Annotated in this window: 27 protein-coding genes; 17 read left to right on the top strand and 10 right to left on the bottom strand. The window is 68.3% G+C overall.

From position 1 onward, the window contains the following. Positions 1-261: 261 nt before the first annotated feature. The 8 genes from AC3ENO_RS09200 (at position 262) to AC3ENO_RS09165 (ending at position 9,791) form a co-directional block, all read left to right on the top strand. Positions 262-402: a hypothetical protein gene (locus AC3ENO_RS09200; protein ID WP_434970339.1), complete on the top strand. Its 141-nt coding sequence runs from the start codon at positions 262-264 to the stop codon at positions 400-402. Next, entirely contained in the window at positions 399-488 is a 90-nt protein-coding gene (locus AC3ENO_RS09195; protein WP_434970338.1) for a potassium-transporting ATPase subunit F, read from the top strand. The genes AC3ENO_RS09200 and AC3ENO_RS09195 overlap by 4 nt, the downstream gene beginning before the upstream one ends. Next, the gene (kdpA, locus tag AC3ENO_RS09190) at positions 488-2,170 is read left to right on the top strand and encodes a potassium-transporting ATPase subunit KdpA (RefSeq protein ID WP_434970337.1); all 1,683 of its coding nucleotides are present in this window, start codon (positions 488-490) and stop codon (positions 2,168-2,170) included. Before AC3ENO_RS09195 ends, kdpA begins: the two co-directional genes overlap by 1 nt. Before the next feature lies 1 nt (position 2,171). Then, entirely contained in the window at positions 2,172-4,328 is a 2,157-nt protein-coding gene (gene kdpB / locus AC3ENO_RS09185) for a potassium-transporting ATPase subunit KdpB (protein ID WP_434970336.1), read from the top strand. Between the two features lie 21 nt (positions 4,329-4,349). Beyond that, positions 4,350-4,958, top strand: coding sequence for a potassium-transporting ATPase subunit KdpC (gene kdpC, locus AC3ENO_RS09180; protein WP_434970335.1), 609 nt, complete (start codon positions 4,350-4,352; stop codon positions 4,956-4,958). Between the two features lie 2 nt (positions 4,959-4,960). Continuing rightward, a complete protein-coding gene (locus AC3ENO_RS09175; protein WP_434970334.1) occupies positions 4,961-7,474 on the top strand; it encodes a DUF4118 domain-containing protein in 2,514 nt (837 codons plus the stop codon). Then, positions 7,471-8,163: a response regulator gene (locus AC3ENO_RS09170; RefSeq protein ID WP_434970333.1), complete on the top strand. Its 693-nt coding sequence runs from the start codon at positions 7,471-7,473 to the stop codon at positions 8,161-8,163. Before AC3ENO_RS09175 ends, AC3ENO_RS09170 begins: the two co-directional genes overlap by 4 nt. 218 nt (positions 8,164-8,381) lie before the next feature. Next, the gene (locus tag AC3ENO_RS09165) at positions 8,382-9,791 is read left to right on the top strand and encodes a cytochrome ubiquinol oxidase subunit I (RefSeq protein WP_434970332.1); all 1,410 of its coding nucleotides are present in this window, start codon (positions 8,382-8,384) and stop codon (positions 9,789-9,791) included. 78 nt (positions 9,792-9,869) lie between these two features. Here AC3ENO_RS09165 and AC3ENO_RS09160 read toward each other — a convergent pair whose 3' ends face one another. The 4 genes from AC3ENO_RS09160 to AC3ENO_RS09145 form a co-directional block, all read right to left on the bottom strand. After that, positions 9,870-10,709, bottom strand: coding sequence for a F510_1955 family glycosylhydrolase (locus AC3ENO_RS09160; protein WP_434970331.1), 840 nt, complete (start codon positions 10,707-10,709; stop codon positions 9,870-9,872). Between the two features lie 66 nt (positions 10,710-10,775). Next, positions 10,776-11,480: a DUF305 domain-containing protein gene (locus AC3ENO_RS09155; RefSeq protein WP_434970491.1), complete on the bottom strand. Its 705-nt coding sequence runs from the start codon at positions 11,478-11,480 to the stop codon at positions 10,776-10,778. After that, complete coding sequence (locus tag AC3ENO_RS09150; RefSeq protein ID WP_488185773.1) at positions 11,480-11,848, bottom strand: DUF6153 family protein; 369 nt, start codon at positions 11,846-11,848, stop codon at positions 11,480-11,482. The genes AC3ENO_RS09155 and AC3ENO_RS09150 overlap by 1 nt, the downstream gene beginning before the upstream one ends. A 135-nt stretch (positions 11,849-11,983) precedes the next feature. Further along, a complete protein-coding gene (locus tag AC3ENO_RS09145) occupies positions 11,984-12,622 on the bottom strand; it encodes a PadR family transcriptional regulator (protein ID WP_434970330.1) in 639 nt (212 codons plus the stop codon). A gap of 198 nt (positions 12,623-12,820) precedes the next feature. Here AC3ENO_RS09145 and AC3ENO_RS09140 point away from each other — a divergent pair, with 198 nt between their 5' ends. Continuing rightward, a complete protein-coding gene (locus tag AC3ENO_RS09140; protein ID WP_434970329.1) occupies positions 12,821-13,501 on the top strand; it encodes a DsbA family protein in 681 nt (226 codons plus the stop codon). Between the two features lies 1 nt (position 13,502). Here the strand turns inward: AC3ENO_RS09140 and AC3ENO_RS09135 are convergent, their stop codons facing one another. Beyond that, entirely contained in the window at positions 13,503-14,411 is a 909-nt protein-coding gene (locus AC3ENO_RS09135; protein WP_434970328.1) for a TerC family protein, read from the bottom strand. 73 nt (positions 14,412-14,484) lie between these two features. Here AC3ENO_RS09135 and AC3ENO_RS09130 point away from each other — a divergent pair, with 73 nt between their 5' ends. The 7 genes from AC3ENO_RS09130 (at position 14,485) to AC3ENO_RS09100 (ending at position 20,826) form a co-directional block, all read left to right on the top strand. Next, positions 14,485-15,048, top strand: a complete 564-nt coding sequence (locus AC3ENO_RS09130) for a DUF4395 domain-containing protein (protein ID WP_434970327.1) — start codon at positions 14,485-14,487, stop codon at positions 15,046-15,048. Positions 15,049-15,159: 111 nt separating this feature from the next. Continuing rightward, entirely contained in the window at positions 15,160-17,499 is a 2,340-nt protein-coding gene (purL, locus tag AC3ENO_RS09125) for a phosphoribosylformylglycinamidine synthase subunit PurL (RefSeq protein WP_434970326.1), read from the top strand. Between the two features lie 9 nt (positions 17,500-17,508). Continuing rightward, positions 17,509-17,640: a hypothetical protein gene (locus tag AC3ENO_RS09120; RefSeq protein ID WP_267189853.1), complete on the top strand. Its 132-nt coding sequence runs from the start codon at positions 17,509-17,511 to the stop codon at positions 17,638-17,640. A 58-nt stretch (positions 17,641-17,698) separates the two neighbouring features. After that, entirely contained in the window at positions 17,699-18,634 is a 936-nt protein-coding gene (locus AC3ENO_RS09115) for a hypothetical protein (RefSeq protein ID WP_434970325.1), read from the top strand. A gap of 178 nt (positions 18,635-18,812) precedes the next feature. After that, on the top strand, positions 18,813-19,193 hold the full coding sequence (locus AC3ENO_RS09110) for a GntR family transcriptional regulator (RefSeq protein WP_434970324.1): 381 nt from the start codon (positions 18,813-18,815) through the stop codon (positions 19,191-19,193). Then, on the top strand, positions 19,190-20,143 hold the full coding sequence (locus AC3ENO_RS09105; protein WP_434970323.1) for an ABC transporter ATP-binding protein: 954 nt from the start codon (positions 19,190-19,192) through the stop codon (positions 20,141-20,143). Before AC3ENO_RS09110 ends, AC3ENO_RS09105 begins: the two co-directional genes overlap by 4 nt. Beyond that, the gene (locus AC3ENO_RS09100) at positions 20,140-20,826 is read left to right on the top strand and encodes a hypothetical protein (protein WP_434970322.1); all 687 of its coding nucleotides are present in this window, start codon (positions 20,140-20,142) and stop codon (positions 20,824-20,826) included. Before AC3ENO_RS09105 ends, AC3ENO_RS09100 begins: the two co-directional genes overlap by 4 nt. Before the next feature lie 79 nt (positions 20,827-20,905). Here AC3ENO_RS09100 and AC3ENO_RS09095 read toward each other — a convergent pair whose 3' ends face one another. From AC3ENO_RS09095 to AC3ENO_RS09080, 4 genes are all read right to left on the bottom strand, one after another. Continuing rightward, positions 20,906-21,823, bottom strand: coding sequence for a glycine betaine ABC transporter substrate-binding protein (locus AC3ENO_RS09095; RefSeq protein WP_434970321.1), 918 nt, complete (start codon positions 21,821-21,823; stop codon positions 20,906-20,908). A 94-nt stretch (positions 21,824-21,917) separates the two neighbouring features. Further along, the gene (locus tag AC3ENO_RS09090; RefSeq protein WP_434970489.1) at positions 21,918-22,877 is read right to left on the bottom strand and encodes an ABC transporter permease; all 960 of its coding nucleotides are present in this window, start codon (positions 22,875-22,877) and stop codon (positions 21,918-21,920) included. Further along, entirely contained in the window at positions 22,874-24,175 is a 1,302-nt protein-coding gene (locus tag AC3ENO_RS09085; RefSeq protein WP_434970320.1) for a quaternary amine ABC transporter ATP-binding protein, read from the bottom strand. Before AC3ENO_RS09085 ends, AC3ENO_RS09090 begins: the two co-directional genes overlap by 4 nt. Positions 24,176-24,411: 236 nt before the next feature. Then, positions 24,412-24,711, bottom strand: a complete 300-nt coding sequence (locus tag AC3ENO_RS09080; protein WP_434970319.1) for a chorismate mutase — start codon at positions 24,709-24,711, stop codon at positions 24,412-24,414. 72 nt (positions 24,712-24,783) lie between these two features. On the opposite strand from AC3ENO_RS09080, the gene AC3ENO_RS09075 reads away from it, so the two are divergent. Beyond that, positions 24,784-25,947: an AI-2E family transporter gene (locus tag AC3ENO_RS09075; RefSeq protein WP_434970318.1), complete on the top strand. Its 1,164-nt coding sequence runs from the start codon at positions 24,784-24,786 to the stop codon at positions 25,945-25,947. On the opposite strand, the gene AC3ENO_RS09070 is transcribed toward AC3ENO_RS09075, so the two are convergent. Further along, the coding region (locus tag AC3ENO_RS09070) for a response regulator transcription factor (protein ID WP_434970317.1) at positions 25,944-26,667 on the bottom strand (724 nt) is incomplete at its 5' end. The two genes, AC3ENO_RS09075 and AC3ENO_RS09070, sit on opposite strands and share 4 nt — an antisense overlap.

Below are 26,667 nucleotides of genomic sequence, written 5' to 3'. Positions count from 1 at the left end.
TCGAGTTCGAGCAAGGCGTCTCGGGAAAGTGTCACGACAAGGGCGGCTCGATGCTCTCAACGCATGCCCGTTACGCGTGACATCCAGTGTCATCCCACCGCGTTACCGACACGCGTGTGCACCCCGTCGGGATCGACGGGTCCGCCCGTATGGAATCCGTGAGGACCGTCGACCTAGGGGGGACGGAGCGGTTTCCTCGTCACGTGCCCCGGCACCCGCACGGATTCCCCGCGCGGGCCTCGACGCTCCGAAAGAGACACCGTGCTCGACATCCTCGTCGTGGCCGCCACCGTCGCCCTGTTCGCGCTGGTCGGCCTCCTCATCCCCGGCCTCGAAAGGCTCAGCCCGCGCCAGACCCGACCCGCTCGTCATCACGTGACCGACGGAGGCGACCGGCCGTGATCGTCATCTCGCTCCTGTCGCTGCTGCTGGCCATCGGCGCCGTTGTGTACCTGGTCGCCGCGCTCCTGGCACCCGAGAAGTTCTGATGGACGCTGCCGACATCTGGTCCGGGGTGCTGCAGTTCGCGACCGTGGTCCTGCTACTCGCCCTGCTCTACAGGCCGCTGGGCGACTACATCGCGTTCGTCTACACCTCGCCCCGCCACGCCCGCGTCGAACGCTGGCTGTACCGCGCGACGGGGGTCGATGAGACCTCCGAGCAAACGTGGCAGGCGTACGCCCGCAGCGTGCTGTCGTTCTCGCTCATCGGCGTCCTGTTCGTCTACGCCCTGCAGCGGCTGCAGGAGTTCCTGCCCTACGCGCTGGGCCTGCCCGCCGTCCCCGAAGGGCTCGCCTTCAACACCGCGGTGTCGTTCGTGACGAACACGAACTGGCAGTCCTCCTCACCCGAGCTGACCCTCGGCTACACCGTCCAATTCGCGGGTCTCGCGGTGCAGAACTTCGTGTCGGCCGCCGTCGGGATCGCCGTCGCGATCGCCCTCGTGCGGGGGTTCGCGCGCCGCGGCTCCGCCACGATCGGCAACTTCTGGGTCGATCTCGTGCGCGGGTCCGGCCGAATCCTGCTGCCCCTGTCGATCGTGGCTGCCATCGCGCTGCTCACGGCGGGAGTCGTCCAGAACTTCTCGGGGTTCACGGCGGTCGACACCCTCGCCGGCGCGACGCAGACCATCCCGGGCGGTCCCGTCGCCTCCCAGGAGGCGATCAAGGAGCTCGGCACCAACGGCGGCGGGTTCTTCAACGCCAACTCGGCGCATCCGTTCGAGAACCCCGCCCCGTGGACGAGCGCCTTCGAGGTCCTCCTGCTGCTGGCGATCCCGTTCGCGATGCCTCGCGCGTTCGGCAGGGTGGTCGGCGACAACCGGCAGGGCTACGCGATCGTCGCGGTCATGGGGTCGATCTTCGTCGCCTCCATCGCCGCCGTCTCATGGCTCGAGAGCCTCGGCCTGGGCACGGCACCGCACCTGGCCGGCGCCGCCATGGAGGGCAAAGAGACGCGGTTCGGCATCCTCGGCTCCACCCTCTTCGCCGGCGCGACGACCCTCACCTCCACTGGCGCGGTCAACTCGATGCACGACAGCTACACGGCCCTGGGCGGCATGATCCCCATGATCAACATGATGCTCGGCGAGATCGCGCCCGGCGGCGTCGGTTCCGGACTGTACGGGATGCTGGTGCTTGCCGTCATCGCGGTGTTCGTCGGCGGCCTGCTGGTGGGGCGGACGCCCGAGTACCTGGGCAAGAAGGTGGGCCCCCGCGAGATCAAGCTCGCGAGCCTGTACATCCTGGTCACTCCGCTCCTGGTACTCGCGGGCACGGCACTCAGCTTCGGCATCCCGGCCATCCGCTCGGATGTCGAGAACGTCTCGATCTGGAATCCCGGGGTGCACGGCCTGAGCGAGGTGCTCTACGCCTTCACCTCGGCGGCCAACAACAACGGCTCGGCCTTCGCCGGGCTGACGGCCAACACCGTGTGGCTCAACAGCGCACTGGGCGTGGCCATGCTCCTCGGGCGATTCGTCCCGATCGTCCTCGTGCTGGCCCTGGCCGGATCCTTCGCGGCACAGCAACGGATGCCGGTCAGTGCCGGCACCCTGCCCACCCACCGACCGCAGTTCGTCGGCCTCCTCGCGGGAGTCGCCGTGATCGTGACGGCCCTGACCTACTTCCCCGTTCTCACGCTGGGTCCCCTGGCGGAAGGGCTCCTCTGACATGTCCACCCTCGCCTCCCCCTCACCCCGCGCACGCTCCCCCCGCACTCGTACGGACCGCGCCCGAGCCTTCAGCGCACAGGCGCTCGTGCGCGCCCTGCCCGGGGCTCTGCGCAAGCTCAACCCCGCGTCGCTGTGGCGCAATCCGGTCATGCTCCTCGTGTGGGTCGGGGCTGCCCTGACGACGCTGATCGCAATCGCAGAACCGTTCCTCGGCGGCCCCGAAGCCTCGGGCGGTTCGGCGGTTCCCGCCGGTTTCACCTGGGGGATCGCGGTCTGGCTGTGGCTCACGGTGCTGTTCGCGAACCTGGCCGAGTCTGTCGCCGAGGGCCGCGGCAAAGCGCAGGCCGCCTCCCTGCGCAAGATCCGCACCCAGACCCTCGCCCACCGCGTGGCACAGTACGACGGGACGTCGGATGCCGCCGCCGAGCACGCCGCCGTGATCGACGTCGCCTCGAGCGACCTGCGCCTCGGAGACGTCGTCGTGGTCGGACCCGGCGAGCTGATCCCCGGGGACGGCGACATCGTGGCGGGCATCGCGACCGTCGACGAGTCAGCCATCACGGGCGAGTCCGCACCGGTCGTCCGGGAGTCCGGCGGCGACCGCTCGGCCGTCACCGGCGGCACCCGGGTGCTCTCCGACCGCATCGTCGTACGGATCACCTCCCAGCCCGGGCAGACCTTCGTCGACCGGATGATCGCACTCGTCGAAGGAGCGGCGCGCCAGAAGACGCCGAACGAGATCGCGCTCAGCATCCTGCTGGCGAGCCTGTCGATCGTGTTCGTGGTCGTCGTGGCGACGATGAACCCGATCGCGTCGTACGCCGCCGCTCCCGTGAGCATCCCCGTGCTCGTGGCGCTGCTGGTGTGCCTCATCCCCACCACGATCGGCGCGCTCCTGTCGGCGATCGGCATCGCGGGCATTGACCGACTCGTCCAGCGCAACGTCCTGGCGATGTCGGGTCGCGCCGTCGAGGCAGCGGGCGACGTCACGACCCTGCTGCTGGACAAGACCGGGACGATCACCTACGGCAATCGCCGCGCGGTCGAGGTCATCCCGGCACCCGACGTCCCGGCCGAGGAGCTCGCCCGGATCGCCGCGCTCTCGTCGCTGTCGGACCCCACCCCCGAGGGCAGCTCCATCGTCGAGCTGGCGGCTGCGCGCGGCATCCGCGTCGACCTGCCGTCCGATGCCGTGCCGGTGCCGTTCACTGCCCAGACGCGCATGAGCGGGATGGACCTGGCGGACGGCACGCAGGTGCGCAAGGGCGCGGGGTCGGCGGTCATGGCGTGGCTCGATGAGGCAGGAGCCGGTCCCGAGCCGGCGGTGCGCGCGGCGATCTCCTCGGCAGCGGATGCGATCGCGGCCGATGGCGGGACGCCCCTGGTGGTCGCGACCCTGGATGCCACCGGCCGGGCCGCCGTCCACGGGGTCGTGCACCTGAAGGATGTCGTCAAAGAGGGCCTGCGCGAGCGATTCGACGAGCTGCGCGCGATGGGCATCCGCACCGTCATGATCACCGGCGACAACCCGCTCACCGCCCGCGCCATCGCGGCCGAGGCCGGTGTCGACGACTTCCTCGCCGAGGCGACGCCCGAAGACAAGCTCGCGCTCATCCGGCGAGAGCAGACCGGCGGCAACCTCGTCGCCATGACCGGAGACGGCACGAACGATGCACCCGCGCTGGCGCAGGCCGACGTCGGGGTCGCGATGAACACCGGCACCTCGGCGGCGAAGGAGGCCGGGAACATGGTCGACCTCGACTCGGATCCGACCAAGCTCATCGACATCGTCCGGATCGGCAAGCAGCTGCTCATCACGCGCGGGGCGCTCACGACGTTCTCCCTCGCGAACGACGTCGCCAAGTACTTCGCCATCATCCCGGCGATGTTCGTCGGGATCTTCCCGGGGCTCGCCGCGCTGAACATCATGCAGCTGAGCAGTCCGGCATCGGCGGTCACGAGCGCGATCATCTTCAACGCCCTCGTGATCATCGCGCTGATCCCGCTGTCGCTGCGAGGCGTGCGCTACCGCGCCGTCAGCGCCTCGGCCCTGCTCGGGCGCAACCTGCTCGTCTACGGCCTCGGCGGCATCATCGCGCCATTCGCCGGCATCAAACTCATCGACCTCGTCGTCAGCATCCTGCCCGGATTCTGACCCGCACTCCGGGAGAACCTCATGTCTTTGCGGATCCTCGCTCGCACCCTCGCGGTGTCGCTTCGCGCCATGGTCGTCGCCACCGTCGTGCTCGGCATCGGCTACACGCTTCTGATCACCGCCGTCGGCCAGCTCGCCCTGCCCTGGCAGGCCGGCGGCTCCCTCGTCACCGACTCGACAGGTCGCGTCGTGGGCAGCGCGCTCATCGGGCAGTCCTTCGCGGATGCCGAGGGCGTGCCCCTTGCGCAGTACCTCCAATCACGCCCTTCGGCAGCCGGCGACGGGTACGACGCGGGAGCCTCCGGCGGCAGCAACGAGGGGCCCGAGAACGCGACGTTGATCGAGCAGATCGCGCAGCGTCAGGCGGCGATCGCGACCCGCGACGCGGTGGCGGTCGCCGCGATCCCTGCTGACGCCGTGACCGCGTCGGCGTCGGGCCTTGACCCCCACATCAGCCCCGAGTACGCGTTGCTGCAGGTCCCCCGCATCGCCGCTGCCCGGGACCTGGACGAGGCCACCGTGCGCGAGATGATCGAGTCTAGGATTCAGTCACGCGACCTCGGCTACCTCGGCCAACCCAGGGTGAACGTCCTCGAGGTCAATCTCGCGCTGGATCGTCTGGAGGGCTGACCATGGGCGCAGGGCGGCTCCGGGTCCTGCTCGGCGCAGCGCCCGGGGTCGGCAAGACCTACGAGATGCTCAGCGAGGGCCGCCGCCTGCGCGACGAGGGCCGCGACGTCGTCATCGCCGTCGTCGAGACGCACGGGCGCGCAGCCACTCTCGCGCTGACGCACGGACTCGAGGAGGTCCCGCGCCGCGTCGTCACCCATCGCGGGGTCGAGCTGCGCGAGATGGATCTGGATGCCGTGCTCGCCCGCCGACCGCAGCTCGCCCTGGTCGACGAGCTCGCCCACACCAACGCCCCCGGCTCCCGACACGCGAAGCGCTGGGAGGACGTCGACGAGCTGCTGGCGGCAGGCATCGACGTGATCGCCACCGTGAATGTGCAGCACATCGCGTCCCTGGGCGCGGTGGTCGAGCAGATCACCGGGGTCCCGCAGCGGGAGACGGTGCCGGATGCCGTCGTACGCGCCGCCGATCAGATCGAGGTGGTCGACCTGGCGCCGCAGGCGCTGCGCGACAGGCTGGCGGCGGGCCTGGTGTACCCCGCCGAGCGGGTCGACGCGGCACTGTCGAACTACTTCCGGCTCGGAAACCTCACGGCGCTGCGGGAGCTCGCTCTACTCTGGCTCGCCGACGAGGTCGACTCCGCGCTGCAGCAGTACCGGCGACAGCACGGCATCGAGGGCACGTGGCAGGCCCGCGAGCGCGTCGTCGTCGCTCTCACCGGCGGACCCGAAGGCGATACGCTGCTGCGCCGCGGAGCCCGTATCGCCGCCCGGTCGGCGGGCGGCGAGCTCCTGGCCGTCCACGTCGCCGGCCAGGACGGTCTGCGCTCGGCCGCACCGGGCTCGCTCGCTGACGCGCGCGCTCTGGTCGAAGCCCTCGGCGGGACCTATCACCAGCTCGTCGCAGACGACATCCCGCGCGCGCTCGTGGATTTCGCGCGGTCGGTCAACGCGACCCAACTTGTGATCGGGGTGAGCCGCCGGAACCGGCTGTGGTCGGCCCTCGGCGATCCTGGGATCGGCGCGACCGTGATCCGGGAGTCCGGCGATATCGACGTCCATATCGTGACGCATGCCGCAGCCGGCAGAGGCTCGGTCCTTCCCCGTCTGCGTGGCGGTGCGCTCAGCGTCAAGCGGCGCATCCTCGGCTTCGTCGTCGCGGTCGTCGGCGGACCCCTCCTGTCATGGTTTCTCCTGAGCTTCCGCAGCGCGGACTCGATCACCGCCGATGTCCTCGCGTATCAGCTGCTCGTCGTGATCGTCGCGCTCGTCGGGGGGATCTGGCCCGCGCTGTTCGCCGCCGTCCTCTCCGGTCTCACCCTCGACTTCCTCTTCGTGGAGCCGTATTTCACCGTCACGATCGCCGATCCCGCCGAAGCGGTCGCGCTGGCGCTTTACGTCGTGATCGCAGTGTTGGTCAGCTACGTCGTCGATCAGGCAGCCAGGCGCACGCGGCTCGCCCAGCGCGCGTCGGCGGAGTCGGAACTGCTCGTGACGGTCGCGGGCAGCATCCTGCGCGGGCAGAGCGCGTTGCGTGCCCTCGTCACGCGCGCCCGCGAGGCCTTCGGGATGACCGGCGCGCGCCTGGTCGCCGCCGACGGCACGGTCCTCGCCACCGACGGCGAACCCGTCCCCGACGGCAGGTTCACGACCCTCGAGGTGCGCCGGGGCGGCGAGACCCAGGCCGTGCTCGAACTGCACGGAGGGGACCTGGATGCCACGACCCGGCGCCTGGCCGACGTCATCGTCGCGCAGCTGGGCGCGGTTCTCGAGCAGACCGAGCTGGCCGAGTCGGCACGGGAGGCTGATGTGCTCGCCGAGACCGATCAGGTACGCTCAGCGCTCCTCTCGGCAGTCAGCCACGACCTTCGCCGACCGCTGGCGGCCGCCGTGGCCGCGGTCGGGGGACTGCGCGCCCTGGGCGTCGAGCTCTCGGCTGCGGACCGCGGCGAGCTGCTGGCCACAGCCGACGAGAGCCTGCGAACCTTGACGCAACTCGTGACCGACCTGCTCGATGTAAGCCGGGTGGAGGCGGGCGTCCTGGCGGTGTCGCTGTCGCCCGTCGACGCCATGACGGCCATCTCGGCGGCGCTGGACGAGCTCGGCGCCGGTCCGGACGCGGTCGAGCTCGCCATCGACACAGACCTGCCTCCGCTGCGCGCCGACCCCGTGCTCCTGCAGCGCGTCATCGTCAACGTCATCGCCAACGCGCTGCGTCACGCTCCCGCCGGAACGCGCGTGCGCATCTCCACGAGCGGGCTGGCCGAGGCGGGCGAGATCCGTATCATCGACCACGGGCCCGGCATCCCGTCGGATGCTCGCGATCAGGTGTTCGTCCCGTTCCAACGCCACGGCGACAGCGACAATGCCGTCGGGCTGGGCCTCGGTCTCGCCCTCTCGCGCGGGTTCACCGAGGGCATGGGCGGAACTCTCACCCCCGAGGACACTCCCGGAGGCGGACTGACCATGGTCATCTCGCTTCCGCTCGTACGCCCCGTAGGCACGGAGGAGTCGTGAAGATCCTCATCGCCGACGACGATCCCCAGCTCGTCCGGGCGCTTCGGATCACCCTGACCGCCCACGGCTACGACGTTGTGACGGCGGGGGACGGGGCGGCCGCTGTCGTCCTGGCCGCGCAGACTCATCCGGATGTCGTCCTGCTCGACCTCGGGATGCCGAACCTCGGCGGTGTCGAGGTCATCGCGGCGCTGCGAGGCTGGACGCAGGCGCCGATCATGGTCGTGTCGGGCCGGACGGGGTCTGCGGACAAGGTCGAGGCGCTGGATGCCGGAGCCGACGACTACGTGACCAAGCCGTTCCAGATCGACGAGCTGCTCGCGCGGTTGCGCGCCCTGGCGCGCCGCAGCGCCTCGGTACCCGGCGATGCGCGCGTCGCGTTCGCCAACGTCGAGGTCGATCTCGCGGCCAGGTCGGTCCGCCGCGCCGGCGAACGCGTGCATCTGACACCCACCGAGTGGCGCATCCTCGAGTTCCTCGCGCGCCACCCGGGCGCGCTCGTGACGCGTCAGACACTGCTGAAGGAGATCTGGGGCACCGATCAGGTCGCCGACACCGGCTACCTTCGCCTCTACCTGTCGCAGCTTCGCAAGAAGCTCGAGGTCGACCCGTCGCATCCGGTGCACCTGCTGACCGAGTCGGGCATGGGCTACCGGCTGGTGCTCGACGCCGACCAACGCGAGGGGTGACGACAGTCGCGACGGGGTGCGCGCACTCTGCGAGCAGCCTCCGCGCCGCGGTGATCACCGCCGGCTCGCCTCTGTGGTCTGACCACGTGTTAGTCTGTGGTCTGACCACTCTGGTCGTCACACCTGCACCGTGACGACATCCCTGCTCGCGCCGACCGCGCCCTGACCAGCGCACCCGTCGACAAGCGTGGGGACCGCACCGAGACGGAGACCACCTCGTGGACCTTCTGGACCCGCTACTGCTTGCCCGGTGGCAGTTCGGCCTGACGACGCTCTATCACTACCTGTTCGTGCCGCTGACCCTGGGGATGGCGCCTGTCGTCGCGATCTTCCAGACCGTCTGGTACCGCACCGGAAACGTGAAGTGGCTGCACCTGACGCGCCTGTTCGGGAAGATCTTCCTCATCAACTTCGCGATGGGCGTGGTCACCGGCATCGTGCAGGAGTTCCAGTTCGGCATGAACTGGTCGGCCTACTCCCGCTTCGTCGGCGACGTCTTCGGCGCACCGCTCGCATTCGAAGGACTCATGGCCTTCTTCTTCGAAGCCACCTTCGTCGGCCTGTGGATCTTCGGCTGGGATCGCCTCCCCCGCCTGCTGCACCTCGCCTCGATCTGGATGGTCGTGCTCGGCTCGACCCTCTCGGCCTACTTCATCCTCGCGGCCAACGCGTTCATGCAGAACCCCGTCGGCTATCGCCTCGCCGAGGACGGCAGTCGCGCCGAACTCACCGACATCCTTGCCCTGTTGACCAATCCGGTCGTCCGGGCGGCGTTCCCGCACACCGTGTTCTCGGCGTGGATGTTCGCCGCAGCCGTCGTCGTGGCCGTGTCGGCCTGGCACCTCTCGCGCGGTCAGCACCTCGACACGATGCGCGCGTCGCTACGGGTGGCGCTATGGGGCGTGGTCGGATCTTTCGCGCTCGTGGCACTCTCGGGCGACCAGCTGAGCCTCGTGATGGTCGAGACCCAGCCGATGAAGATGGCCGCCGCCGAGGCGATGTGGAACACGGCCTGCGGGGCGGATGCCTCCTTCTCGGTCTTCTCGCTCGGTACGCCGGATGGCAGCGAAGAGATCTGGTCGCTGCGCGTGCCGTACCTGCTCTCGCTGCTGTCGACCCATTCGCTCGACGGGTGCGTCGAGGGCATCAACGATCTCCAAGCCCTGTACACCGCCGAGTTCGGCGCCGGCGTCGACTACACCCCGATCATCTGGGTGACCTACTGGTCGTTCCGATGGATGATCGCGCTCGGCGGCCTGGCGGCCCTCGTCGCGGTCGCCGGTCTCTGGGTGACCCGGGCGAAGGCGACCCGCCCCGTCGCGCCGTGGATGTGGAAGGTCGCGGTCTGGTCGGCGCCGCTGCCGCTGCTGGGCGCCCTGGTGGGCTGGGTGTTCACCGAGATGGGCCGCCAGCCATGGATCGTGTTCAGCCTCATGCTGTCCGAGGATGGCGTGTCCCCGAGCGTGCCGGGATGGACGGTGCTGATCTCGCTGCTCGCGTTCACGCTCATCTACGCGTCGCTCGCGGTGGTGGAGTTCGGCTTGATCGTGCGGGCCGCGCAGAAGGGACCGGTCGAGGAGGCAACGGATGCCGAGGGCAGTCCCCAGGTCGCGACGACGGTCTACTGAGCCGCGGCCGCGGCATGCGTCTCCTGCTGCGGTAGAACGGCACCGGTGTTGACCGAGGCCGTTGCCGATCGATCGGAGTCAGGGTCCGGCCGGCAGCAGGGTGAGGCCGCTGTCGTCGGCGACGAGAATGCTTCCGGTATCGGTGATCGCGGTCGCTTGAGCGGCGCCGTGCACGGTGCCCACCTCATTCCACGCGCTCGCCCCGACCGCATGGACCCAGATCTTCTCATCCGCATCCACGCCCGCGATCAACTCACCGTTCGGCGACACAGACAATGCGTAGAGCATGGGCGCACCTGGCCATGGCTGGAACGACCGCGCCCCATCCGTGCTGACCCGCAGCCCGTCTGGTGTTGCGGCGACCACGTTCCCGCCACTAGTGACCACAAGGCCGACCGCCATCAGCTGGCCACCCGTCGGAGCCCACGAATCGCCCCCATCCGTACTGGCCAGTATGTCGATGGCGTCGGTGGCCAGACCGTACACGGTGCCGTCGCCGCCGGCAGCGAGAGCGTGGAAGTCCTTCTCGCCGGTAAACGCCACCGGCTCCCAGCTCTCCCCGGCGTCTGCGCTACGGATGATGCCGAGATTGTGATCGCCGAGCTCGGTAGGGGTGTCTGGTCGGGGGTGCCCCGAGGCGATCAGATCCTCGCCCACGACAGTGAGTCCCATCGCATCGAAACCGTAGGCGCCCACCCGCGAGAGCAGTTCTCCGTCCGCGCTGGCCGCGAAGATGCCGTCGTGAGTGCCGAGGAGAAACCCGTCGCGCTCGGGATCAGGAACGATGGCGTGTACATGGGATGCCATCGCGGCGTGAGCGGTGCCCGTCGACGGTGGTCCTCCCGTTGCGCATCCGGCCAGCACGAGCAGCCCGGACAGAGCAAGGGCGGCCGTGGTCGCACGCAGGTGAACTGGCATATGCGTCCCTTTCAGGTTGCGGCAGGGGAGCCACCGGAGCAGGCCCGATGACACCCCTGCCGAGTGTCAGATCTGCGCCAGCAGATCCCGCATCAGGGCGATCTCGGCCGTCTGCGCATCGGCGATCGTCTGCGCCAGAGCAATCACGTCCGGGTGTCGACCTTCAGACAGTTCGACCTGCGCCATCTCGATCGCGCCCTCGTGGTGAGTGATCATCTGCTCCAGGAACAGCCGGGCAGCCTCCGCACCTTCGGCGGCGTCCAGCGCCGCCATGTCGTCGGCGGACATCATGCCGTCGCCCATGTCCATGCCATCCGTGCCACCGGCATGCGACATCCCCCATGCCTCGAGCCACGACTGCATCAGCTCGATCTCCGGGGCCTGCGCATCTTTGATCTGTTGCGCAAGCTCCCGTACGCGCGGATCGACGCCGGACTTCGCCAGCACCATGTCGCTCATCTCCACCGCCTGCTGGTGATGCGGAATCATCATCATCGCGAACATCGAGTCCGCCGTATTGAACTCCGCCTGCGCCTCTAGCGAGGATGGCGCGGAGGGAGACATCCCCTCGCCGTGATTCATGCCCGGCATCGAACCCGATCCGGCCTCGGTGCACCCGGCAAACACCAACGCCAGTGCGAGCGGCGCCGCCGACAGCGCGACCAAACGAGACTTCTTCATGACAAACCTGTCCTTCTCATCGAACGTGAAATGCGCCCGCATGCGGGCATGACTCAGCTCCCCACCGCAGGGGTGGAGGACGAGTCCCATCACGTACGACTGATCGACAATTCGAGAAGAGACGGCGGTCTCGGGCGTACCGGAATCGGGGGCCGGATGGCGAGGGCGACAATGCCCGGTCGACCGAACCTGCGGACCACCCCTGGCCCGGTCCGAGCGACCAGCATGACCGTGACGAGCAGACCGAGCACGCACGCCAGCATCATCGCGCCGTGCTCGCCGCCGCCGCAATCGGCACAACCGACCTCGGGGGCCCCGGAGGGCGCTGCCATCGCATTGTGATCGTGCCCGCCTCCATGCTCGACGGCCGAGACAGGCACCGGCTCTGAATGACCGACGGAAAGAGTATGCATACCCAAGAGGCCCACGACCACAAGAGCGGCGAACACCACCGACATCGCCCACTGCCAGAACACTGGCGGGCGAAGCTCACGAGCGACGGGACCCAGCATGATGTACCGATCTCAGAATACCCCGCCCCGGTATGCATCCGATACGTGAGGCGGAGGACCTATGCCCGACCGATTCCACCCTCACGGACTGGCGTTGACGGGACCGGTCTTGACGGGGTCGGTCTTGACGGAGTCGGTCTTGACGGGGCGGCCGCGCTTGGGTCGCTGGGTGGCGATCTCCAGCGCCATAGTGTGCGAAGGATGCCTCGCCAGGCGTTCCTGCGCTTGATCGAGCCAGCGCACCTCTGCCTCGGCGGCGAAGATCATCGCGTCGAGCACCAGCGACCAGGCGAACTCCTCGGGACCGCCCGCGGTGCCGCCCGAGAACGCGGTGCCCCGCAACGACGAAAGGTGCGCGAGCGATGCGTCGCGCTGAGCTCGGATGAGCTCCGCGACATCCACCCCGGGAAGAGTCGCGGCCACCGCGAGTTTGATCGCAAGTTCGTCACGGGTGCCTTGGCTCCGCGCGACGGGCGAGGTGAGCCACTCCGCGGCAGCCGCCGAGCCGGCATCCGTGATCTCCCAGTACGTGTGGCCGTCCTTGTCGACCTCGCGCCGCGACACCAGGCCATCCCGTTCCAGCCGCTCGAGGGTGCTGTAGATCTGGCCGACGTTCAGAGGCGAGGTCGACCCCGTGCGGCGATCGAACTCGGACCGCAGCTGATACCCGTAGCAGGGTCCTTGATCGAGGATCGCCAGCAGGCTCTGCCTCACCGACATCCGCGCCTCCCTGGCGGCGATGTGCATACCGGGTAACCCATCGCTCACTCCATGGATACCGTCCGATGACGGGGCGGCGCAGCTGCGTATCGCGCGTTTGGCGAAATCCCCTATATGGTCTGACCACAGACAGGCTCCGATCGTCGGGATCCACCGAAGGATTGGGCCCCGCGGGCATCGCGGGCGTAGAACGGCATCGTGTTCGGTTCCCCTCGGCAACGCCTCCTCGGATGCCTCACCCTCCTGCCGGTCCTCGCCGTTGCCGCTGCAGCCTGCTCCCCGGCGGCGGCCACCGCCCCCTCGCCCGCGTCGGTCGATCCGGTCGCGGGCATCACGGTCGGCGAAGGAGAGGTCGACATCCAGCTGTGGAGCGATCCGTCCTGCCCCCACTGCATGACCCTGGACGACGCGATCGGAGACGAGCTGGCCGACGTCATCGCGAACGGCACTGCCACGTGGACGCTGCATCCGATGACGTACGTGAGCGCCAAGCGCGGCGACACGACCGACTACTCGACGCGCGCCGCAGCACTCCTGTTCGGGGTGGCCGCGGCGGGGGATGCCGACGCGGTCCTTCCGCTGTATGAGCTGATCCAACAGAACCAGGTCAGCGCCGAGGGCGCACCGACCGACGCGGACCTGGTCGGTTTCGCGGCCGCAGCGGGCTCGTCATCCGACCTGTCGACGGCGATCACGGACTACGCGGCTATCGCGACCGCCGCCAACGAGGCGTGGTTGTGCGCGGCGATCCCCGGCACGGATCAGGTCGTCGACCATGTGCCCTTGCTGGTCATCGACGGCACTGTGTTCGAGGTTCGCGAAGACGGGACGGATGCCGCGCGCTTCCGCGCCGCGGTCACCGACGCGACAGCGGACTGATTCAGCCCAGCCCCTCGCGGTGCGGCACGTCGGAGCCGACGGTCTCGCCGGCGACGGGCTTGCGCGAGAGCCCGACCGAGCCGGACGCCGGATCCTTCGACAGCGCCGCGGCCACCGCAACCGATTCGTCGACATCCGGATACTGCGGCCGCAGCTGCACGGCCTGACGCTTCTTCTGCTCGCGCTTGGCTTTGCGCGACGAGTACGTGAGATTCAGCGCCTCGACAAAGATCGCGAACACCATCGGTCCGTAGATGAACGCCTTGTCGATCTTGATGTGGAAGCCCTCGGCGATGAGGAAGACGCCGATCAGCAGCAGGAACGACAGCGCCAGCATCTTCACGGTCGGGTGCGCGTTGACGAACGCGAAGATGAACCGCGACGCGAAGAGCATGATGCCGAACGAGAGCACCACGACGGTGATGATGATGACCATGTTGGAGGTCATTCCGACGGCGGTGATGACCGAGTCGAGCGAAAAGACGATGTCCAGCAGCAGGATCTGTGCGATCACCGAGCCGAAGGTCACGCCCTTGCGCCCGCCGGCGCCGTCGCCGTGCTCCTCCTCCGACCCCTCGAGCTTGTGATGGATCTCGGTGACCGCCTTGTAGACGAGGAACAGGCCACCCGCGATGAGGATGAAGTCCTTCCACGAGAACGAGATGCCCCACAGGGTCACGACCGGCTCGGTCAGGGTGATGATCCACCCCGCCGCGAACACGAGGCCGACGCGGATCAGCATCGCAAGCGTCAGCCCGAGGTTGCGCGCCCGCGCCTGTTGCTCCTTCGGAAGCTTGGAGGCGAGGATCGAGATGAAGATGACGTTGTCGACGCCGAGCACGACCTCGAGCACGAACAGCGTCACGAAGACGGCGATGAGGTCCGGCGTGAAGGCAAAGGAGAAGTCCACGGGGACAGCGTAGGGGGTGGATGCCGAGAGCCTGGCATCTTCCCCTTATACCCCCACGGGTATTATGGACGGCATGTCCTCGCCCTCCCCGGAACGCCTCACCAGACCCGTCATCGGCGAATGGGTCGACGGCATCGACATCCCGGTCATGAATGAACGTGTCGTGCGCGCCTCGGCCGGCATCCTGTTCCTCCTCGGCTTCGCCGCGTGGCTGTCGGGCGCGATCACCGGCGATCTGCAGTACATGCGCGGATTCGGCATCCTGTTCGCGCTCGAGATGTTCCTGCGCCTGTTCATCGGCACCCGCTTCACCCCGACGCTGCTGCTCGGCGCCCTCATCACGCGTCCCCAACGGCCCGAGTGGGTGGATGCCGTCCCCAAGCAGTTCGCCTGGGGATTGGGGTTCGTGATGGCGCTCCTGGGCTGCCTGTCGCTGGGGTGGCTGGGACTGCCGGCGGTCATCGCGCAGACGATCTGCGCCGGATGCCTGCTGCTGCTGTTCGCCGAGTCGGCCTTCGGCATCTGCGTGGGCTGCGAGCTCGCACGCCGGTTCAGCAGGCGCAAGCCCCAGCTGTGCGCCGGCGACACCTGCACCTACACCCCGCCGCGACGCGGCGAGCGCCACTCGATCCACTGACTCCGCTCCCGGTGAGCAGGGACACGGATGCCGAAAGCGCCCGCCGCATAGACTGGACGTGCCCGCACGCCGGCGCCGGTCTCGGCACATAGACCACTGGAGTCCCCCCTCGTGAGCACCCCGAACACTCCCGCGCGGCCCGCCGCAGATACCGTCGAGAACGCCGCCGCGACCCCGGAACGGGAGCAGCCGTACGGTGCGCTCGGGCTGAAGGATGACGAGTACGCGCGCATCCGCGAGATTCTCGGCCGGCGTCCCACGAGCGGCGAACTGGCGATGTACTCGGTGATGTGGAGCGAGCACTGCTCCTACAAGTCCAGCAAGATCTACCTGCGCCGGTTCGGGCAGAAGGTCAGCGACGAGATGCGCGAGCGCCTCATGGTCGGCATGGGACAGAACGCGGGAGTCGTCGACATCGGCGAGGGCTGGGCGGTGACCTTCAAGGTCGAATCGCACAACCACCCGAGCTACATCGAGCCCTTCCAGGGGGCAGCAACCGGCGTCGGCGGCATCGTCCGCGACATCATCTCGATGGGCGCGCGCCCCGTCGCCGTCATGGACCAGCTGCGCTTCGGCGCGATCGACCACCCCGACACCGCGCGCGTCGTGCACGGCGTCGTCTCGGGTATCTCGTTCTACGGCAACTGCCTGGGCCTGCCGAACATCGGCGGCGAAACCGTGTTCGACGCGGTCTACCAGGGCAACCCCCTCGTCAACGCCCTCGCGGTCGGTGTCCTCCGTCACGAGGACCTGAAGCTCGCCAACGCCTCCGGCGCCGGCAACAAGGTCGTGCTCTTCGGCGCCCGCACCGGCGGCGACGGCATCGGCGGGGCATCCATCCTCGCCTCCGACACGTTCGCCGACGGCGGCCCCACCAAGCGCCCCGCCGTGCAGGTGGGCGACCCCTTCGCCGAGAAGGTGCTCATCGAGTGCTGCCTCGAGCTGTACCGTGACGGCCTCGTCGAAGCGATCCAAGATCTCGGCGCCGCCGGCATCTCGTGCGCCACGAGCGAGCTGGCCGCCAACGGCGGCAGCGGCATGCGGGTTGACCTCGACAACGTGCTGCTGCGCGACCCCACGCTCACTCCCGAAGAGATCCTCATGAGCGAGTCGCAGGAGCGGATGATGGCGATCGTCGCGCCCGAGAAGCTCGACGCCTTCCTGGAGGTCACCGGCCGCTGGGAGGTCGAGACGAGCGTGCTCGGGGAAGTGACCGGCGACGGCCGTCTGCAGATCTTCTGGCACGGCGAGCAGATCGTGGATGTCGACCCCGCGACCGTCGCGGTGGACGGCCCGGTCTACGAGCGGCCCGTGGCGTACCCGACCTGGATCGATGCCCTCCGCGATGACTCCGCGAGCGCGCTGCAGCGCCCGAGCGAGCCCGATGACGTGCGCGAGCAGTTCCTGGCCCTCGTGGCCAGCCCCAACCTCGCCGACACCTCCTGGATCACGAACCAGTACGACTACTACGTCCTGGGCAACACGGCGCTGGCCTTCCCCGACGACGCCGGCATGGTGCGCGTGGATGAGGAGTCGGGCCTGGGCTTTGCGATCGCGACCGACTGCAACGGCCGCTACTGCCAGCTCGACCCATATCAGGGAGCGCAGCTGGCCCTCGCCGAGGCGTACCGCAACGTCGCCGTCACGGGCGCGAAGCCCGTCGCGGTCACCGACTGCCTGAACTTCGGCAGCCCCGAGAACCCCGAGGTCATGTGGCAGTTCGGTCAGGCGGTCGACGGCCTCGCCGACGGATGCCTTGAGCTCGGCGTCCCGGTCACCGGCGGCAACGTGTCGTTCTACAACCAGACCGGCGATCAGCCGATCTTCCCCACCCCCGTCGTCGGCGTGCTCGGCATCATCGATGACGTCGCCCGCCGCATCCCGTCGGGGTGGCAGGATGCCGGCGAGAACATCTACCTGCTCGGTGTCACCGCGAACGAGCTGAGCGGATCCGCGTGGGCCCAGACGGTGCACGGGCACCTCGGCGGCCGTCCGCCGGCGGTGGACCTTGCCGCGGAACGGCGCCTGGCCGACCTCCTGCACGCGGGGGCGCTGCAGGGCCTGATCTCGAGCGCGCACGACCTGTCCAGCGGTGGCCTGGCACAGGCCCTGGCCGAGAGCGTGATGCGGTTCGGGGTGGGCGCGCGCGTGTGGCTCGATGAGATCATCGAGCGCGACGGCGTGGATGCGGCATCCGCCCTGTTCTCGGAATCGACCGGGCGCGTGATCGTCTCGGTGCCTCGCGAGGACGACGTGAAATTCCGGGGTCTGTGCGAAGGGCGAGGCTATCCGGTGCTGCGCATCGGCGTCACCGATGCCCCTGGCGACGGTGCCGGCCCGAGCCTGGAGGTGCAGGGGCTGTTCACCGTCTCGGCGGCTGAGCTGCGCGACGTGGCCAGAGCGACCCTTCCCGCCGCCTTCGGGCCGACGATCGTCGAACCTGCCCTCTAGACTGATCGCATGTCCGACGACGACACCAACGTCTACAGCGAGACCCGACAGCGACGCATCAAGATCGTCGCCTGGGTCGTGATCGTCTCGCTCATTCTCGTGGGCGGCGGCGCCACCGTCCTCGCCCTGCTGTTCGGCTGAGCCCCTCTTCCGGCTTCCCCCCGTGCCCGGCGGGGGATGACGCGGTTAGCATGAGGGCGTGGAACCGATGTTCCAATTCCTCGGCAGCTACTGGTGGCTCGTCTTTCCGCTCATGGGAGTGATGGCCTCGATCGGTAGCGCCTGGGAGCGATCGGCCCGCCGCCGGCACAAGCGGCGGCTCGAGATCATCGCAGCCAAACGCGAGTTGCGCGCCGCGCAGGCAGCCGCGCGAGGCCGACCACTCATCGGTTTCGTGCCGCCCGGCGCGAGGGCTGGCGCCTCTCGTTCGACGGGCCACGACGGTGCCTCCGAGGCGGCCGCGGCGCAGACGGCGGGCCCGCCGGCGAGCACCAGTACCTCGGCGACACCGCTGCAGAAGCTGATGGCGACGCATGATGCGGTGACGGCGCGGTGGCTCGAGTACGAGCTGGATGTCGCAAAGCTCATCGCGTTCCCCGCCATGAGCGATGGCCGCCAGCCGCTGACGGCCGCGTTCCTGCGCGCCAAGAAGATCGCCGACCGGGCGCGTCCGGAGTCCGCTACCGCCCGCGTCAGCGCGGAGCAGCTCGCGGAGTACCGGGCTGCCGTCACCGACTACGAGGTGGCCTTCGAGCTCGCGGAGCGGGATGCGCGCCGCATCCGTGACTCGTCCTTCAGCGCGGGTGAGCGCAAGCGGCTCACCACCGCGAAGCAACTCCTGACGGTCGCCGTCGACCAGGCCGCGACCCCCGCGGAACGACAGCTCGCCTATCGGCGCGTCCGCGAGGAACTCGACGGGCTGCTTGCCCTGTCGGATGACGCCATCACCGTGCTCGAGAAGCGCGTCGCTCTCGAGTTGGCGCCGGGCAGCGCGACGACCTCGGGCGAGCCGGATGCCGCGGCGTCGGCGCCGTCGTCCGAATCCGCTCCCGGCGGCGCGGCCGACCGGCCGGCTCCCCCGACCGCACCGACGCCCCGCGTGTGGCCGGTCCCTTCCCGCACGCCGCGCTCCTGACCGCCTGACACGAGGGTCTCGCCGCGGCACGAGTTCCTCGCGCGCGCATCGCTCCTCGCCTCGGCGGACTCCCCCCCCCCCCCCGGGGCAACCTCGCACGACCACGACACTTGACGCATCTCTCGTTCTATGGTTACCTACTTGAGTAACTAACCCAAGGACATCGCCGGAGGCGCGGATGATCGAAGAAGGCAAGGCCCTCTTCCTGCAGATCGCAGAGAGCGTGGAGGACTCGATCGTCGACGGCAGCCTGCCCGAACAGACGCAGGCACCATCGACGAACGAGCTCGCCGCCTTCTACCGCATCAACCCGGCCACGGCCGCGAAAGGAGTGACGATGCTCGTCGACAAGGGCGTGCTCTACAAGCGACGGGGGATCGGCATGTTCGTGGCCCCCGGGGCCCGCGAGAGCCTGCTCGCCGAACGGCGTGCGGCGTTCCGCGAGCGGTACCTCACCCCCCTCCTGGCCGAGGCCCGAAAGCTCGGACTCGGCACCGAAGACCTCGCGCAGCTTCTCCGTGAGCACGCGCAGACCACAACGACGGAAGGCACACAATGACCATCCCTGACGCCGCAGGTGCGCACGAATCGGTGATCGAGGTGACAGGCCTCACGAAGCGATACCGAGACGCCGTCGCCGTCCAGGACGTGAGCTTCTCGATCCGCAAAGACACGATCTACGGCCTGCTCGGACGCAACGGCGCCGGCAAGACGACTGTCATGTCGATCCTCACGGCCCAGAACTTCGCCACGTCTGGTGAGGTGCGGGTCTTCGGCGAGCATCCGTACGAGAACGCCCGCGTGTTGCGCCGAATGTGCTTCGTGCGCGAAAGCCAGCGCTACCCCGACGATGCGAAGCCCATCCACGCGTTTGCGACGGCGAAGCTGTTCTTCCCGAACTGGGACCAGGACCTCGCCTACCGGCTCATCGCCGACTTCCGGCTGCCGGTGCGCACGAGGATCAAGAAGCTCTCGCGGGGGCAGCTCTCGGCGGTGGGCGTGATCATCGGCCTCGCCTCTCGCGCCGAGGTCACGTTCTTCGACGAGCCGTACCTCGGACTGGATGCCGTCGCCCGGCAGATCTTCTACGACCGGCTGCTGGAGGACTACACCGAGCACCCCCGCACCGTCATCCTCTCGAGCCACCTGATCGACGAGGTCTCGAACCTCATCGAGCGAGTGCTGGTGATCGATCGGGGACGCATCATCATGGATGCCGCGACCGACGACGTCCGCGATCAAGCGACCGCGATCGTCGGCGATGCCGCTGCCGTCGATGCCTTTGTCGCTGGGCGCGAGGTGCTCCACCGCGAGAGCCTCGGCCGCGTCGCCTCCGTCACTGTCGCGGGCGCACTGTCTGCAGACGAGCGCTCCCGCCTGACCGCGGCCGGGCTGGAGATCGGTCCGGTGTCGCTGCAGCAGTTGATCGTGCGCACAACCCAGCACGCCGATGAAGCGGATGCCGCAGCATCCGATGCCCGCATCACCACGAAGGGAGGCCCGCGATGAACCGGGTCGGAAACGTCGTTCGCATGCAGCTGGTCAACAAGCAGACGTTCATCTGGGTGCCGCTGCTCGTGCTCGGGGGCACGCTCGCGGTCACCCTTCTGATCTGGGCGATGCTCCCCCCGGAAGCAGTGAAGTACGGCGGCGGTGCTCAGGCGCCGATGTGGTACTTCTTCGCCGTAGGCATCATGGGCATGACACAGACGTTCCCGTTCTCGCAGGCGATGAGCGTCACGCGACGTGAGTTCTTCCTCGGCTCGCTGCTCACCGCCTCTTTGACCTCGGCCATCCTGACGGCGATCTTCGTCATCGGCGGGTTCATCGAGAAGGCGACCAATGGGTGGGGCGTCAACGGGTACTTCTTCTACCTGGACTGGATCTGGAGCGCGGGGGCGGTCGTCGCGGCAGCGGTCATCCTGTTCATGACGATGACCTTCTTCGTCACCGGCTTCGCGATCGCCACGATCTACAAGCGGTTCGGCCCTACCGTGCTGACGATCATCCTCGTCGGGCTGGGTCTTCTGCTGGTCGGAGCGTTGTGGCTCATCGGGCGCCTGAACGCCTGGGGTCAGGTGTTCGGCTGGATCGTGACACAGGGCCCGCAGGGCCTCGCGGTCGGGCTGCTCATCGCCCTCGTCGCCCTCTCCGGCATCGGGTACGGCCTCCTCCGACGCGCGACCCCCTGATCGGCCCCGCTGATCGCAGGGATGACAGAAGGGGCTCCCGGCCATACGGCCGGGAGCCCCTTCTGTCACGCTGAGCAGGTCACTCGACGATGATGGTGCTGAAGGCGTTCGGGTTCTCCGAGATCCACGCCTCGACGGCCTCGGCCTCGCGGCCCTCACCGTACTCGTTCACGACCATGTCCTCGAGCGAGGCGTAGTCGGCGTCATCCAGCTGGATGCCGGCGATGAGCTCCGCAGCCTCGGCGCAACGCTCCGAGAATCCGGTGGTGCCCAGGAAGTGCAGAGCCTCCGGCTCGCCCATGGCGCCCATGGGGTCTTCGAGGTCCTTCAGACCGTAGGCCTCGTTGGCCCAGAAGGGACGCCAGGAGGTCACCACGATGTCCTCCTGCGCGTCGACGGCGTTGCCGAGCTCGGTGAGCATGGCGGCCGTCGAGGAGGTGACGAGCTCGTACTCGCCCTCCAGGCCGTACTCCGGGATCATCACGTCCTGCGTCTGGGCCGTCAGGCCCGCGCCGGGCTCGATACCGACGATGCGGCCACCGAAACGGTCCGCGTTGCCGGCGAGGTCCTCGATCGAGGTGATGTCGACATACTCGGGCACGGCGATGGTGAGCTTCGCGCCCTCGTAGTAGGCACCGAGGTCTTCGATGTCGTCGCCGTACTCGTCCATGTAGTCGGCGTGCGTGAGCTCGGGCCATGCCGACGGGTAGATGTCGACGTCGCCCTGTGCAAGCCCCGCGTAGAGGGGTCCCGCCTCGGTCAGCGTCTGCATCTGGACGTCGATCCCGAGCGCGCCCAACTGGTTCTCCAGCAGGTATGCGGTGCTCAGGCCGTCGGTCCACGAGGGGAGGAATCCGAGCGTGACGGTGTCGCAGGTGACATCGCCGGCGGCATCGGTCTGGCCGTCGTCCGTGTTCGCGGTGCCGCTGCAGCCCGCCAGCGCGAGCGAAGCCGCCGCCCCGAGGACCAGTGCTGTGCTGAGGTGTCGCTTGTTCATGTGAAACGCATCCTTCATGTATGTCTCGTTCGTTCCGTATCTTCTTCTCTTGGTGGGAAGCGGCATGAGGTGCACGCTTCCGTTCAGCCGGTAGTCACCGGCTGCCCGCGGGGCGGAGATCCTCCGCCCGCGCGTGGTTCTGGGAGTCCTCGTTCGACGGCTGCTCCGGTGTGGCCGAGCGGGCGCTGCGGCGTCGCGCGAGAACGCCCAGCAGCGACGAACGGTAGTCGGCGGGATTGCCCAGCGCGGCGGTCACCCGGTCCAGGTAGACGGCGATGATCACGACGCCCAGACCCGCTTCCACACCCAGCGCCAAGTTGACCGTCGACACGGACTGGACGACGATCTTGCCCAGCCCATCCGCACCGACGATTCCGGCCAGCACCGCCATCGACAGCGCCAGCATGATGACCTGGTTGACGCCGGCCATGATGGTCGGCGTGGCAAGCGGGAGCTGGATCCCCCGGAGGATCTGCGACGGGGTCGCGCCGAACGCCTGTCCCGCCTCGACCGTCTCCGAATCCACCCCTCGGATGCCGAGCTCCGTCAGTCGCACGCCCGGAGGCAGCGCGAAGATCACGGTCGCGACCAGACCCGGCACGACACCGATGCTGAAGAAGGTGATCGCGGGGATCAGGTAGACGAAGGCCGGCATCGTCTGCATGAAGTCCAGGACGGGCTTGAGGATCGCGCGCACGGTGTCGTTGCGCGCGGACCAGATCCCGAGCGGGATGGCGATGGCCAGGGCGACCACCGTCGCCACGAGCACGAGGGAGAGCGTCTGCATCGTCGCGACCCACAGGCCCATCGCGACGATCAGCAGGAACGCGACTGCGGTGCCGACGGCCATCTGCCAGGAGCGCACCAGCCATCCGATGAGCGCGAAGATGAGGATCATGGCCGGCACCGGGACGGCCAGGAGAATGTCGGTGAGCCCATCGACGAGGAAGCGCACGACGACGGTGATCACGTCGAACAGGCCGCTCAGGTTGTCGCGAAGCCAGTCGACGGCGGTCTCGACCCACTCGCCCAGAGGGATGCGGAAATCCATCAGACCACCTCTTCCGTGTCGCTCGACCGGGCTTCGTCATGGGGCAGCTGTGCGAGCACCTCGTCGATCTCGGCACCGGGGACGGGCAGCACCGGGATGGTGATCTCACCGGTGGCGCCGGGCCCCGGCCCGAGCGCGGCCAGCAGCGTCACGCGGGGGATCACCCCGGTCAGCCGCCCGCGGTCGTCGACCACGGCAAGCGGCAGGGGGGACTCCACAGCGGGGACGAAGAGGTTGATGAGGACCTCGTCCTCCCGAACGCTCTGGGGAACGCGCTTGATCACCGAGGCGATCGAGTTCTCTCCTGCCCGGACGAGCTTGATCGCGTCGCGGTCGCTGACGACACCCAGGAGCGTGCGATCGCGCCCCACGACGTAGGCAGCAGCCGAGTATGCGTCACGCATCTGTCGCAGTGCGGTTCGCGGCCCGGCGTTCTCGGGAACCACGGCGCGGGCCCGTTCCATCACATTGGCGGCCGTGAGCACCCGAGCCCGGTCCACGTCCTGCACGAACTGCTCCACGTAGTCGTTGGCCGGGTCGGTGAGGATGTCCTCCGGTGTGCCGATCTGCACGATCCGACCGTCCCGCATGACGGCGATGCGGTCGCCGAGGAGCATCGCCTCGTTCAGGTCGTGCGTGATGAAGACGATCGTCTTCTGCAGCTTCTGCTGCAGATCGAGCAGTTGTTCCTGCATCTCTCGGCGGATCAGCGGATCCAGGGCACTGAACGCCTCGTCCATCAGCAACACATCCGGATCGGCGGCCAACGCGCGCGCGATTCCGACACGTTGCTGCATGCCGCCGGACAGGGCGGAGGGGAGCTTGTCGCCCCATCCCTCCAGGCCGACCAGCGCGAGAATCTCCTCCGCCTTGGCCAGGCGCTCGGCGCGCGGCACCCCACGCAGCTGCAGCGGATAGGCCACGTTGTCGGCGACCGATCGGTGCGGCAGCAGAGCGAAATGCTGGAAGACCATCGAGACCCGGTCTCGGCGCAGCTCGCGAAGCTTCGTGGGCGTGGTGTCGGTGACCGACTCGCCGCTGACCGTGACGGAACCGGCCGTCGCCTCGTAGAGACCGTTGAGCATCCGGATGATGGTGGACTTGCCCGAGCCGCTGAGGCCCATGATCACGAAGATCTCGCCCTTCTGGACGGAGAAGCTCGCGTCGATGACAGCCGCGGTGCCCTGATCCGACACGTCTGCGCGCGATTCACCCGCACGCAGACGTTCGACGACATGACGAGCGTTCTTGCCGAAGACTTTGTAGAGCCCTCGCGCTTCCAGAGCAGGAGATGTGGTCACTGTGCACCTTGGCAGCCGCTGCAGCTGGCTGCATCGGTCACGCCCGGGTGGCGATCACGGGCACGCGGAATCGGGCACGCATGCGCTGGCGTCGAATGTCGGATCCGAGCACGATCACCGACCGTACGCTCGCCGGCACCTGGGCCGACAACCGCGGACTGGGTCGAAGGGTTCGGGAACCCAGCGGCCCAACCTAGCAGGCTTCGCGGGCGATCTCCACCCCGTGGCGCCTCCGTTCAGCGCCCGTCGGCTGCCTCGGTGTGGTGGCGGATCACCTCGGCGACGACGAAATTGAACCACTTCTCGGCGAACTCCGGATCGAGATCCGCCTCGATGGCAAGCCGCCGCAGCCGGCCGGTCTGCTGCTCTTCCCGAGCCGGATCGGAGGGCGGCATGCCGTGCTCCGCCTTCAGCACTCCGACCTGCTTCGTCGCACGGAATCGCTCCGCGAGCATGAAGATCAGGGCGGCGTCGATGTTGTCGATCGTCGCGCGCAGGCGCATCAGGTCGGCGACAGGATCGCTTCGCTCGGACATCACCACTCCCTTCGAACTGTGTCGAGAGTATCGCCTCCCCTTCGGAGAGACGGCGGGCCATAGAGTGTGACCATGAGCGACCAGAGCCAGACCCCGTCGTCGCCGGCGGAGCCCGATGCGGACACTCCTGCGCAGGACGTTTCGGCAGCCGACAGCGCCCCCGCCCAGGTCCCCGAGCGGCGGTCGTTCTGGGTGGGTCTGAACCAGCCGTTCGCGGTCGGGTTCGCGGTCACCCTCGGCGGGTTGGCTGCCGTTCTGCTGGGTCTTGCAGTGTCGAACCTCGCGACGGTCATCATCTACATCAGCTTCGCGCTCTTCGCCGCGCTGGGGCTGGATCCGATCGTGCGGGCCCTTGAACGCAAGGGGGTCAAGCGGGTCTGGGGCATGGTGATCGTCTACGTCGGTTTCTTGCTCGCGATCGCGGGGGTGCTCCTGCTGATCATGCCGACTGTCATCGCCCAGGTCGCGCAGTTCATCCGCGACATCCCGACGATGATCGGCGACTTCGAGAAGTCCGACGCTTTCGCCTGGCTGCAGGCGAACTTCGGCGACCAGATCGGCACGATCCTCAACGACGTGGAGAGTTTCATCCTCAATCCCGCCAACATCGCGTCGATCACCGGTGGTGTGTTGGCGGTCGGTGCCGGGATCGCCACGGCGCTCTCGGGCATCGTGATCGTGATCGTCTTGAGTCTGTACTTCCTCGCGTCGCTGAACACGATCAAGGCGAGCTTCGTCCGCCTGACGCCCGCGAAGACACGCGCGAAGGTCGCCGCGATGACCGAGCAGATCACGGACGGCATCGGCGGCTACCTCATGGGAATGGTGATCCTCGCCTTCTTCAATTCGGTGGTCGCGTTCTTCCTGCACCTGTTCCTCGGGCTGCCGTTCCCCGCGCTGATGGCCGTGATCGCGTTCTGCATCACCCTCATCCCGCTCATCGGTCCCGTGCTGTACTGGGGCATCGCCACCGTGATCGCTTTGTTCTCCGACCCGATTTCGGCCCTGATCTTCGCCGCGCTGTATCTGATCTACATGCAGCTGGAGGCATACGTGCTGACGCCGCGCGTCATGAACAGGGCGATCTCGGTCCCGGGGTCCCTCGTGGTGATCGGGGCGCTCGTGGGTGGGACGCTTCTCGGTCTGCTGGGGGCCCTCGTGGCGATCCCCATCACCGCATCGATCCTTCTCATCATCAAGCAGGTCGTGATCCCGCGACAGGACGCCAAGCTCTAGGAGGCGTGCTCCGCCGCGCGCCGGGATCGTTCGAGCAGTCCCAGGCGGTAGGCGGCGGGCAGCGCATGGCGCCGCGAACTCACACCGAGCTTGCGGTAGATCCCGGACAGCTGCGTCTTGACCGTACTCGGCGACACCGACAGCGCCTTGGCCACGTCCGAGACCGATTCATGGCGCTCGAGCGCCTTGAGCACGATCGTCTCGCGCGGCGTGAGGCGGGGAAGATCGGCGACGACGAGGACGGCTGCAACGCGCTCCACGGCTGCCTCGAATCCCCCGCGCACCGATCGCTCCGCCCTGTCGGCGATTTCGTCCATCAGCCAACCCGGCAGGTGCGCGATGATCCGGACGAGTCCGGCCGCGACGACCATCCGACTGATCACTGCGCTGTCCCCGGTCGTGGGCGACCGGCCCAGGACGGCATCCGCCCAGATCCGAATCAGAAGCGCCTCCGCGCGTTCCACAAGGCTGCTCGTCGACAGGCCCAGGATGCCTGCGGCGATGCTCCTTGCCTCCGCCGCCCGACCGGACCGCATCTCGAGGTGAGCGGTTGCCAGCCGCACGAGCGGCCCCTGAGGCGCTCCGGTCAGCACCTCGCGCGCGCGCTCGGGTTCGGAAAGCTGCGACAGCGCGTGCGCCTTCATGGACGCCACGACGTCGCGCGCGAACGCGCTGTGTCGTCCCGGATGCGTCACCTCAGCGAACTCGACGATCTCTAGC

This window comes from Microbacterium sp. bgisy207 (genome assembly GCF_057706855.1).
This window is presented reverse-complemented; position numbering and strand designations above follow the sequence as displayed.